The 11,960-nt window shown below is 45.9% G+C and carries 7 protein-coding genes and 1 pseudogene; 7 read left to right on the top strand and 1 reads right to left on the bottom strand.

Annotated elements, in window-relative coordinates; translation table 11 throughout:
- From QVO66_RS01790 to QVO66_RS01765, 6 genes and pseudogenes are all read left to right on the top strand, one after another.
- Window positions 1-202, top strand: a pseudogene (locus QVO66_RS01790) (amino acid ABC transporter permease); the annotation flags it as partial.
- Between the two features lie 387 nt (window positions 203-589).
- On the top strand, window positions 590-2,878 hold the full coding sequence (locus QVO66_RS01785; protein ID WP_021853667.1) for an outer membrane beta-barrel protein: 2,289 nt from the start codon (window positions 590-592) through the stop codon (window positions 2,876-2,878).
- 275 nt (window positions 2,879-3,153) lie between these two features.
- Window positions 3,154-5,454 carry an outer membrane beta-barrel protein gene (locus tag QVO66_RS01780; RefSeq protein ID WP_021853666.1) on the top strand — a complete coding sequence of 767 codons (2,301 nt, stop codon included), beginning with the start codon at window positions 3,154-3,156 and terminating at the stop codon, window positions 5,452-5,454.
- 275 nt (window positions 5,455-5,729) lie between these two features.
- Window positions 5,730-7,010, top strand: a complete 1,281-nt coding sequence (locus tag QVO66_RS01775; protein WP_021853665.1) for a hemolysin family protein — start codon at window positions 5,730-5,732, stop codon at window positions 7,008-7,010.
- A 103-nt stretch (window positions 7,011-7,113) separates the two neighbouring features.
- Entirely contained in the window at window positions 7,114-7,686 is a 573-nt protein-coding gene (locus QVO66_RS01770; RefSeq protein ID WP_021853664.1) for a GNAT family N-acetyltransferase, read from the top strand.
- A gap of 14 nt (window positions 7,687-7,700) precedes the next feature.
- Window positions 7,701-8,576, top strand: coding sequence for a helix-turn-helix transcriptional regulator (locus QVO66_RS01765; RefSeq protein WP_021853663.1), 876 nt, complete (start codon window positions 7,701-7,703; stop codon window positions 8,574-8,576).
- 298 nt (window positions 8,577-8,874) lie between these two features.
- Here QVO66_RS01765 and nhaD read toward each other — a convergent pair whose 3' ends face one another.
- Window positions 8,875-10,224, bottom strand: a complete 1,350-nt coding sequence (gene nhaD, locus QVO66_RS01760; RefSeq protein ID WP_021853662.1) for a sodium:proton antiporter NhaD — start codon at window positions 10,222-10,224, stop codon at window positions 8,875-8,877.
- Window positions 10,225-10,647: 423 nt separating this feature from the next.
- On the opposite strand from nhaD, the gene QVO66_RS01755 reads away from it, so the two are divergent.
- The coding region (locus QVO66_RS01755; RefSeq protein WP_288172437.1) for a rhamnulokinase at window positions 10,648-11,960 on the top strand (1,313 nt) is incomplete at its 3' end.

Genomic DNA, 11,960 nt, shown 5'->3' with positions numbered 1-11,960 from the left:
AAGCCGGCTGAAGGCCGTTTTGAGTGAAAGCGAATACGAGCTGTGCCTCTTGGTTAAGCTAGGCTTCGCACCTTCGCAGATAAATATGCTTACCGGCCGCAGTCTTCAGGACATTGCCAACATACGAAAACGGATGTATAACAGAATAACCGGCAAAGACGGCTCGTCGAGAGACTTCGACAGATACATAAAGTCTTTATAAACAGTGATTTACGTCATGAAGAAAATACGTCTGTGAAGTCTTTGTGAAAAGATTTCACAGCACGAAACTTAATGAGACGTACGTCCGTAGAGCTGTTGTGAACAGCTAAATTTAATGAAAAACACGTTTGTGAAGTTTTGTGAAGTTTGCAGCTTTTCGCAAAGAGTCTTGTGAACTTTTTGTGAACTTTTTTAATTGCCAAAATTTGTTTTTATTATAAAATTTCCGTTGTTTTGCGAAAGTAACGGCGCAGGGCGATTCGGCAAACTTGCAAGGTTGCCATGTAAAACGTTATTGATGATGCCACAAAAAGACTGGAGATGTGAATAAAAATAAAAACCATAAAACTTTAAGAAAGTAAATCGTTAATCGTAACATATTAATATTATGAAAAGATTCTTGTTAATACTCTTATTTCTTAACGCCATTGTCTGCACCTATTCACAGATTTCCTTTTCAGGAAAGATTAATACAGAAAAGGGTGCGCCTCTTAAAGATGTACAGATAATGCTGCTGAAGAACGACACTATCGTAGCGCTGGCGTCTACTGACGCCAAAGGCAGATTTGCCTTAAAGAACCTGAGTCCTGATACATATAACATAGAGCTGTCAGCCTTGGGATATTCATCGGTAAACAAAGAAATAAGCATGACCGAGGATTTGAGCGAAGACTTTGTGCTGCGTGAGAAAGACATACAGCTCGACTCAGTGCTGGTTACTACCGAACGTCCCCGGGTGACCACGGCAACAGGCCATATATATTACCTGTCTAAGAAAGCGCGTGAAAGCGGAAATCCGTATAAGGCGTTGCAGGAAGTACCCGACATTATCAGTAATTATATAACAGAGACGGTGAAGTCAATGGACGGAAAACAGCTGCTGGTGCTTGTTGACGGAATAAAAGTTAATTCAGGAATTACGACAATAGACCCGAAGAGGATTGACTATGTGGAGATAAAAGATGTAGTGAATGCGAAATATATGCGTGAGGGCGTGCAGAAGATATTGGACATACGCCTGAAACCGCAAAAGACCTTGTATCAGTTTTACGAGTATGGCCTGCGCAATGATTTTCCGCACTACTGGGGTTCAACGTGGGGAAAAATTGAGATTGGCAACAGCAAGTTTTCAGTCTATGCCGACTTCGGCCCTGAATACACACACGACCAGAAATCAGAAAACGGCATCTGGACTAAAAGCAACAGCTATATTAAGGACATAAACGAAAAGACGCTGTCGAGCAGCAAGACGCTTGACTATACCTTGATGCTGAAATACAAGCCGACTGAAAAAGACTATCTAGCAGCTTATTTCCAGGGAAACAACAACAGCGCGCACGCTGAGACGGAGGGCAGCGGAACGTTCGTTGACCTTGTTAACGGAAATGCGGGCAATGACGCCATGACTTCCGACTATAAGTCGAAAAGTCTGTCAAGGGTATATTCAGGCACACTGTTCTACAGACATACGATAAACGACAAGATGATGCTTGAGAATTATCTTACGGGCACGTATAATTATAATAATCTGAGAAACAACACAACCGACATATATCCGGCAGAGACATGGAAGGACATGACGGACTTCAGCACACGCAAGAACACTGTGTCGCAGACGAGCGAATTTACATGGGACGTAAACGACAAGACATCGCTTACGTTTGGAAATGCGACAACCTACATAAACGACAAGCTCAGCGAAAAATACGGCATGCTTCCCGTCTACCGTCATAATGAATGGAGCGAGTTTCTGTATGCATCGGCAAACGGAATGATAAAGAATTTTATGTATATGGTTTCGCTCGGATATGAGGGCATCTGGCGCAAGTCGGCCGGAGTGTCAGACCATTATTATCGCCCTTATGTGTCGTCAGCGTTTACATGGAACATGAAAAAGGCAGGAAGCCTGCAACTGGGCTATACGCTGAACAGCGCCGCGCCCGACGTGGCTATGCTGAATCCGTATGACACGTCGACCGACTCGCTTCGCCGTAACGTTGGCAATCCTTACCTAAAGCCACAGGAAACTCACGGCGTTTCGCTGAGATACTCGTACTATAAAAACGGATTTTACGCAGGAGCCTATTTTAACTACTGCTATATAACGGACAGATACGAGAATATAGGTTTTGTTGACGACAACGGTGTCTATACGTCAACATTTGAAAACCTTGGCCACTATTCAAATATCAATCTGTCGGCCCTGTTTAACTACAGATATAAAAATACCACCGTAGGTACGACCCTGACGCATTTTGTAGAATATTATCCAGGACAAGATGCCAAGAAGAGCTTTATGGGCAACCTCTTTCTGTTTCAGACTTTAGGCAAATGGGGCTTTTACGGATCTGTGGCCTATACCAATTACACGTACACGAACGTGTCGGCACAGCACAACCTTACGCCTACGACAAGCAATATCTTTGTGTCGTATAACATCACGCCAAATATATCACTGTCGGTTGGTTCAGAATTTCTTACAAAGGACCTCAAGTCGAAGATGCGTGTACGCGACAAAGAGTATGAAATGTCAATCTTAAACAAGAAAGACGTCTTTCATCCTTATATATTGTTCAGATGGACAATAAGAAAGAACCAGAAGAAGAGAATAGACCTGGATAACAATATCGTGAAGGACATACAGGATGACATCAACTTGATGAACCGTAAATATTAGTTTGATTTTCGGGTGGTGTAATATAAATGAAATAAATTTAAACTCAAACGTCAATACGACTCGATGCAGTGCGGCATAGCATGCAGTGCATGATATGCCGCCACTACGGCGCAGGCCAAACCGGCATCATTGCAAGTTTTCCATGAAAAAACGTTGTTTATGATGTCACAAAGGGCAATGTGTGTACGTCTAATAACCGAAGACTTAAGATATTTAACCATATCCTTTCTGACTCAAAAGGGGCATGGGCTATGTAAAACCAAAAAATATATAATATGAGATTTCTGCTTTTCATAATTTTCGCCTTGATATCTGTAGGTTCGGGCGCTCAGGAAAACAAGTATGGCATGACTGGCCGTGTTGTAGACAAAGAAGGCATGGCTGTGATGCGTGCAAGTGTAACTTTAACCATGGCCGGCGACAGTGCGTTCAGACGGCAGACTGTGGCTGACGACAATGGAGTGTTCTCGTTCAGCGCCCTTGACAACGGCAATTACGAGCTGAAGATAACATATATCGGACTTGCCGACTACATAAGCGACATAACCGTGAAAGGCAATACAGACCTGGGGGATATACGCATGGACGACTCTGCCGAGATGCTCGAAGGCATAACCGTGATGGCCAACTACACCAGGCAGAAACGTACGGGCGAAACCATTGTGAAAGTGAAAGGAAATCCGCTGACAAAGGGAAAGAGCACACAAGATTTTCTTAAATATGTGCGCGGCATAGATGTTACGGAAAGCAGTCTGAGCCTGAACGGAAAGCAGAATACCCTTATCTATCTGGAAGACAGAAAGATAAGTTTCGACCAGCTCAAGTCGATACCGCCTTCAATGATTGAAGACATTGAGATAATTCCGTTTGCCGACGGCTCGTATGGCGAGAAGGCTACGGGCGGAGTGGTGAAAATACATCTTAGGCAAGAAGGAGGCCTCATAGGCTCGGCAACCGTATACGGAGGTATGAACACCGAGGATCTGTACGGCGAATCGCCGAGGCTGAACCTGCTTTACACCAAGGGAAAATTTACGCTTAACAACTATCTGACGGCCTTTGAGTACGGGAAATATCCTGACATCCTCACAAAGGAATATAACAGCAGCGACGACTCTTACACATATAAGCACAACACAACCAGATACAGGATTTTTGGCGACAACCTGTCTCTGAGATACGCCTTCAACAAGACAGACAGGATAGACCTGTACGGCGGAGTGTCGGCAAGCTGGAACAGAACGTCAAAGAACAGCATTAGCGGAAACGACACTCTTGATATAAAGGCAGAGCCAATCAGCCGTGCATACAGCATAGGCACACAATACCGCAAGGGATTGGGCAACGGAGGTGAAAACTTCTTGAACATGCGTATAGACTATTCAAAAAACAAATATGACAACGGTCAGGAATATAACACAAACGGGATGTTTGACAATGCCAGGCAGAACTATGACATCGACTTTGTGACTGTATCACCATACGCCCATTTCAAGTTTAACGACAATATGAACCTGACAGCCGGCCTTGAGTATTACTATATGTCCAACATGAACAACAACCGCGGCACAAAGACGATGTCATATATAGAAGACGGCAAGTTTTGTCTGAATCAGGATTACTATTCTGCATGGGCTGAATATAGCCTGATACCGAGCAAGTCGCTGTTCTTGAAGTTTGGGATGAGATACAGCGGAACGAACGAGAAATACAAGGATTATCTTGACAGTTCAAACAACTTTGAGAGATGGCAGGACGGAATATGCCCCTCGCTGTCAGGACAGTGGACCATTGACGAAAACAAGATGAGATATTTGAACATCAGCTACCGCCGCATGTTCTATCTGCCCAACTACGGCTACCGTATTCCTAACGTGACATGGCAGGGAGACGACCTCTACAGCATAGGCAACACGGATCTTAAAAAGGAAGTGTATGACGATGTAGAACTGTATTTCTCTTTAAACAGACGTTTATCTTTCTCATATAGCATGAGCTACGGAAGCGACATTGTGAGCGTAATAATGCATAAGGACGAAAACCGCCCGGGCGTGTATTACACCAGGCCTGAAAACTCTGCCTACAGCATGCAGCAGTCGCTCACGATGAACTATACGGGGCGTATATTCAGCTTCTGGCACACCAATACCAGTATTGCATATCTATACAGACATTCACGCAGCGGCGAGAATAAGATTAACCACGGAACTTTTACGTTCAGAAGCAACAACGACTTCAAGATAAACAAGTATTTAGGACTTACGCTCAATATGACAGCATCGAGCAAAAACAGGACTGAAAGTTATGATGAGAACGCGAGGTTCAAAATGGACGTAAGCGGATATGTGTCGCTGATGAAAGGAAAGATGAACGTGAGCCTTCTGTACGAAAACATACTCTACAACACAAAAAAACTTACAATGTTCGGTGAAGGCTGGGAGAAGAGACGCACTTTGCTTACACCGGATTCGCACGTAGTGCTGTTTGTTACATGGAACTTCGCGGCAGGAAAGAAGATAAATAATCAGACACTGCCAACGGTTAAAAACAAGCCGGTGAATACACCGACGTTCTGAGCACCGACGTTCTGAGCACCGACGTTCTGAGAAGTGAAGAGATAGGAGTGAAAGATAAGAGTGAAGGAATAAGGTTAGATGCCGGTCATTTCAAATGTTGTATTGTAAGATGTTGTACAGATGTAAATTGGCATAACATTTGAAAACTTCGCTCTTCACTCTTATCTCTTCACTCACATAATGTATTTCAATTTAAATAAAATGTGCCTATTTATTTTGAAATTAACTTTACATGCATTATCTTTGCAACTGAAACAATACGGTTTAAACCATTAATGGAAGAAATTATAATTATTCTGCTATTGATATTTTTCAACGGAATATTTTCAATGTCCGAGATAGCAGTTATATCAGCGAGAAAGGTAACATTAACAAACGACGAGAAGAAGGGGAGCAAGGGCGCAAAGACTGCCCTCAGGCTGGCCAACGACCCCGACCGGTTTTTATCCACCGTACAGATAGGCATCACGCTTATCGGCATTCTCACAGGTATCTATTCGGGTTCGGCCATATCGGGCAAGTTTGCTGACGTGCTCGAGCATGCCGGTATGTCGGCATCATGGGCCTATCCCGTGGCACAGACAATAATAGTAGTCATTGTTACATATCTGACGATAATTCTTGGCGAGCTTGTTCCAAAGCGCATAGGCATGAGCGTTGCCGAGCGCGTGTCAAAGGTAATATCGCGCCCTATGTATGTGCTGTCGCTCATAGCCAGTCCGTTCGTATGGATTCTGTCAAAGAGCACAGAGGCAATAGTCAATCTGCTCGGCGTTAAGAATGCGGAGAGCAAGGTTACAGAGGAGGATATAAAGTCGATCGTTCAGGAAGGTAAGGAAGACGGCGAGGTGCAGGAAGTTGAGCAGGACATCGTTGAGCGCGTGTTCATGCTTGGCGACCTTAAGGTAAATTCGCTTATGACACACCGCTCAGAGGTGGTTACGCTCGACGTGAACATGACTAAGGACGAGATAAGACAAGTGCTCAACGACGACCTCTATGAGTCGTATCCCGTGATAGACCACAGTCTGGAGAACATCGTGGGCGTGGTGTCGCTTAAGGATCTTATCTTCAGGCTCGACGCAAGCACTCTCAACCTGAAGGAGATAATGCGTCCGGCTGTTTATTTCTACGAGAACATGAGCGTGTATAAGGCTCTCGAACAGATGAAGGAGAAACGCCTTACACAGGCCTTTATCTGCGACGAGTTCGGAAGCTTTCAGGGCGTAATCACTCTGAGAGACATCCTTGAGGGCCTTGTAGGAACTATAGACGAGGTGAACAACGAACCTGACATCATAGAGCGTGAAGACGCTGCGAGCTGGCTTGTTGACGGACAGTGCTCTTTTTACGACTTCCTGTCTTATTTTGACAAAGAAGACCTGTACGACGGCGAACAGAACTACAACACCTTGGCCGGACTGATAATAGAGCAGCTGAAGCATATACCGCAGTCGGGCGAGCGTGCCGAATGGAACGGGTTCAATCTCGAGATTGTCGACATGGACGGTGCGCGTATTGACAAAGTGCTTGTAACACTGAAAAAAGAAGAATAATACGCTATAAATATTAAGCGCCGGCTGATTTTGAGTAATAGATTTTGTAGATTGTATTATTTTCAGTATTTTTGCAACGAATGATATAATCTAATCTTTTGCAATGGAAATACAATCAGCTCAGAAATTTCAGGCTCTTTCGATAGCAAGACTGATAATGCAGGCAATGAATTATGAATGTTGCCAGTATTTTGTCGGTCCTGACCACACTCTCGATGATTTTGAGCGTGTGATGACAGAACTCGTGCTTTCGGAAGATTCGCAGTACAGCTATAAGAACACCATGGTGGCTATAGACGAGGACGGCGGAGTTTGCGGTATGTGCGTGTCTTACGATGGCGGACATCTGCACGACTTGCGCAAGGCTTTTGTCAAGGCCATGAATGACAACTTCGGCCGCGACTTCAGCAATATAGCTGACGAGACAGGGCCAGGTGAGCTGTATATCGACAGCATAGCCGTACCTGAAAACTGCCGTGGCAAGGGCGTGGCAACCGTATTGCTCAATGCCGTTATCGAAAAGGCCAAGGGCATGGGGCTGCCTGCTGTAGGACTGCTCGTAGACACCGGGAATCCGAAGGCTGAGAAACTTTATGGCAGGGTGGGATTCAAGTTCGTAGGCAACAACACCTGGGGCGGACATCCCATGAAACATTTGCAGTATGTAATTAACTGAGAATAAATTGACGCATGCAGGACAGTAAATATTTAGTAGCTAACGACCGTGACGCCCAATGGGGACTTGTCGTAAATACTGTGGGATACGACGAAGTGGGCCCTGACGAGGACTATCCTACCAAGGGGCATGGCGACGGATATTTTTTTGATGTTGAGCGCGGCCGCGTGCTTGATGAATATCAGATGCTCTATCTTATAGAAGGCGAGGGCATATTCTCGTCGGAGCATGTAAGGAATGTTCATATCAAGGCCGGTGATATCTTCTTGCTGTTTCCGGGAGAGTGGCATACGTATCATCCTCTGCCGGGAGTGTTCTGGAAGAGCTATTGGATTGGCTACAAGGGCCGCAACATGGACGACCGTATGCGCTACAACTTCCTGTCGCTCGAGAAGCCCGTATATCATGTAGGCTTCAGCGGCGACATCGTTTATCTGTATAACTCGGCCATAAAGGCTGCAAAGGAGGAGGCTGCCTATTCGCAGCAGATACTTGCCGGCATCGTGAACAATCTGCTCGGCCACATGTATGCGCTTGAACGCAACATGGAACTTAACCGCCGCGGCGGATACGTAGACATGATAAACAAGGCACGCCTGCGCATACGCGAGGGTGTGGAGTCGAAGATAACGGTGCAGGAGATTGCGGCAGAACTTGGCTCAAGCTATTCTAACTTCCGCAAGCTGTTCAAGGAATACACCGGCATGTCGCCGGCGCTTTATCAGCAGGACCTGCGCCTGCAGCGTGCAAAGGAATTGCTGTCTACCACAGACATGAGTATAAAGGAGATTGCCTACAGGCTCAACTTTGATTCGCCCGACTATTTTTCAAGTAAGTTTAAGGTGAAGATAGGCTGTAAACCAAGCGAATATAGAGCCGGCACAAGATGACAGTGCGGCAGAAGGCTCTTTAGAATAGAATCGGTCATTAGTCATAATCAATGTCTAATGGCCGATTTTTTATTGCGGCATACCTTTTTATTATATGCCCGTTCCATGACAATCTGCTCAATGTCAAAACGGAAATTTTATATGACCGGCTGGGGGATAAATTCTGCCTAGGCAGAGCAAGTGGATATATAAAAAGAGGAAATGCACGCTTATGATGCATTTCCTCTTTTTTTGTATTTTGTGCACCCCATGCACGGTTACGTCATGAGATGCGTGCCGTTATCGACGGATGACTATGTTATAGTCCGATGAATGTCTTTTCTACCCAATAGATCAATATTCCGGCCATGTATCCTGCAAATGCTATAAGAGAAATCCTCTTCATATACCAGCCGAAAGTAATCTTTTCGAGACCCATGACAACAACGCCTGCAGCAGATCCGATGATGAGCATAGAGCCGCCCACACCGGCGCAGTAGGCCAAGAGCTGCCAGAATATGCCGTCCTGTGCCATGTCGCCCACTTCGGCAATAGGATACATACCCATGCATCCTGCTACGAGAGGCACATTGTCAACGATGCTCGACAGCACGCCGATAATGCCTGTTACGATATAATGGTTGCCGTTGAATGTTGTGTTGAGGCCTTCGCCCAGAGTGGCCAGCACGCCTATTGTCTCAAGACAGGCAACAGCCATAAGTATGCCGAGGAAGAACAGAATGGTGCTCATGTCGATGCGTGAAAGGATGTTTACAACTCTTTTCTGCATTGCACCCCTCTCCTCATTTTTGTGCAGATGGCGATAGAAAAGTTCGGTTACGGTCCACAGCACGCCGAGCACCAGCAATATGCCAACAAACGGAGGCAGATGAGTTATCGACTTGAATATAGGAACGAAGATAAGACCGCCCACACCGATGAGGAACACTGTCTTGCGCTGTCTCTTTGTCAGTTCGTTGGTCTCAGCCGTCTTGCCTCCGGCTATTGCCGGAACAGCTATTTCGCCTTTGAGCGACAGCGACAGCAGGTAGGCAGGCAGAGCCACAGAAACAAGCGACGGCACAATAAGTTCCTTTATAACTCCTGCAGCCGTTATCAGACCTTTGTTCCACAGCATGATTGTCGTAACGTCACCAATAGGCGAGAAGGCACCTCCTGAGTTGGCCGCTATAATCACGAGCGACGCATATATGAGTCTGTCTTTACGTTCCTGAATCAGCTTTCGCAGAATCATTATCATAACGATGCTGGTCGTCAGGTTGTCGAGGATGGCCGAAAGGAAGAACGTCATGAACGTTATTCGCCACAAGAGAGTCTTCTTGTTCTTCGTCTTCATCATGTCGCGGACGAAGTTGAAGCCGCCGTTCTGGTCAACCACCTCAACGATGGTCATTGCACCCATAAGGAAGAACAGTGTGGTAGAAGTGCTTCCCAGATGCTTCTCAATTATTTCATTTACAGCAAGCGATATCTTATCGCCGGCAACACCGGGCAGGTAGCTTCCCGGATCGAACATAAATATTGTCCAGCAGCCCACCAGCATAAGCAGCGCAATGGCAGCCTTGTTCACCTTGGTGAAGCTTTCGAGGGCAATACACAGATAACCGATGATAAATACGGTTACGATAGCTAATGTTAAAGTTGACATTTTTAATTATTTAAGATTAGTTCATATTATCGTGCAAATTTAGTAATTATTTTCTACTCCAATAAAATATTTACCGAAAAATACTTTGTTTGTGTTATAATCTGGTCCTGTTTTCTGCCTTTTTGTGACGTGTTGTTATGCTTGTTTTCTTCATCTTTGTCTTTTTGTGCCGTGAGTCATCCCGTCGGCAGTAACAATATGTCTGTCCGTTCCGTGAGCCGTGATTTTGCCCTCGGGACGATTTGCTTGTCCTTACGAAAACGTTTGCAAAGAAGTGATGCACAGATGCTTTCATAATGTTAAGCTAAGTTTTATTCTCAAATCTTATTGTCTAAAAATCAAATTGTTATATTCACTTATTTGAAATAATCTTTATCTTTGCAGAAATTAATTTAATACGCTAAAAACATACTAATATACTAAATGGGCAATTCAAAATGTTTCTTTGCTGTCGACCTTGGAGCTACAAGCGGCAGGACTATCGTCGGCACTCTTTCAGACGGTAAGATAAAGTTAGAGGAGATTACACGCTTTCCTAACAACCTGATAGAGACCGGCGGACATTTTTACTGGGATATTTACGCTCTTTATTTCGAGATAATAAAAGGCTTGAAGATTGTGGCAAAACGTAACGTCGAGATAACCAGCATCGGCATCGACACGTGGGGCGTCGACTTCGTATGTGTGGGCGACGACGGCGCGTTGCTGCGCAATCCGTTCTCATATCGCGACCCTCATACGTTTGGTGCGATGGAGGAGTATTTCGAAAAGAAAGTGTCAAAGGAGAAAGTGTATGGCGCCACAGGCATACAGTTTATGAACTTCAATTCGCTGTTTCAGCTTTATGCCATGAAACGCGACGGCAATTCGGCTCTGAAGAATGCCGAGAAGATACTCTTCATGCCTGATGCGCTCAGCTGGATGCTCACGGGCGAGGCTGTCTGCGAATATACCATAGCTTCAACAAGCCAGATGCTCAATCCGGTTACGAAAGAGCTCGACGGGATGCTGCTCGAGAGTCTCGAACTTCCGCGCGGCAAGTTTGGCAAGATGGTTGTTCCCGGCTACAGGATAGGCGTGCTCACTGATGAGGTGCAGAAGATGACAGGGCTTGGTCCCGTGCCGGTGATAGCCGTTGCCGGTCATGACACGGCAAGTGCCGTGGCTGCCGTACCTGCTGCCGACGAGAAGTTTGCCTATCTCAGCAGCGGCACATGGAGCCTTATGGGCATTGAGACCAAGGACGCCATAATTAACGGACGCAGCTATGAGCTGAACTTCACCAATGAGGGCGGAGTGGAAGGCACTACACGCTTCCTTAAGAATATCTGCGGCATGTGGCTGCTTGAGCGCTGCCGCAAGGAGTGGGGCGACGAGGCTCCGTCTGACTATGGCGTGCTGCTGGCAGACGCAATGAAGGTCACTGCCTTTCAGAGCATCATAAACCCCGACGACGAGATGTTTGCCAATCCTGCCGACATGCAGGCTGCCATAAAGCAGTATTGCGCAGAGACAGGTCAGCACGTACCCGAAGGCTATGCCGAGATATGCCGCTGCATACTCGACAGTCTGGCGCTGCGTTACCGTCAGGTGTTCGGCTATCTTAAAGAAATGTCGGTGTTCCCGATAAACACTCTTCATATTATCGGTGGCGGCTCGCTCAACGAGTATCTCAACCAGTTTACGGCCAACGCCACAGGCGTCACCGTGCTTGCCGGTCCGCAGGGATGCACCGC

Origin of the sequence: Prevotella sp. CAG:255 (genome assembly GCF_000431195.1) — a bacterium.
Taxonomy (GTDB): domain Bacteria; phylum Bacteroidota; class Bacteroidia; order Bacteroidales; family Bacteroidaceae; genus Prevotella; species Prevotella rara.
Note: the sequence above shows the minus strand (reverse complement) of the source record. Positions and strands in the feature narration are given on the sequence as shown.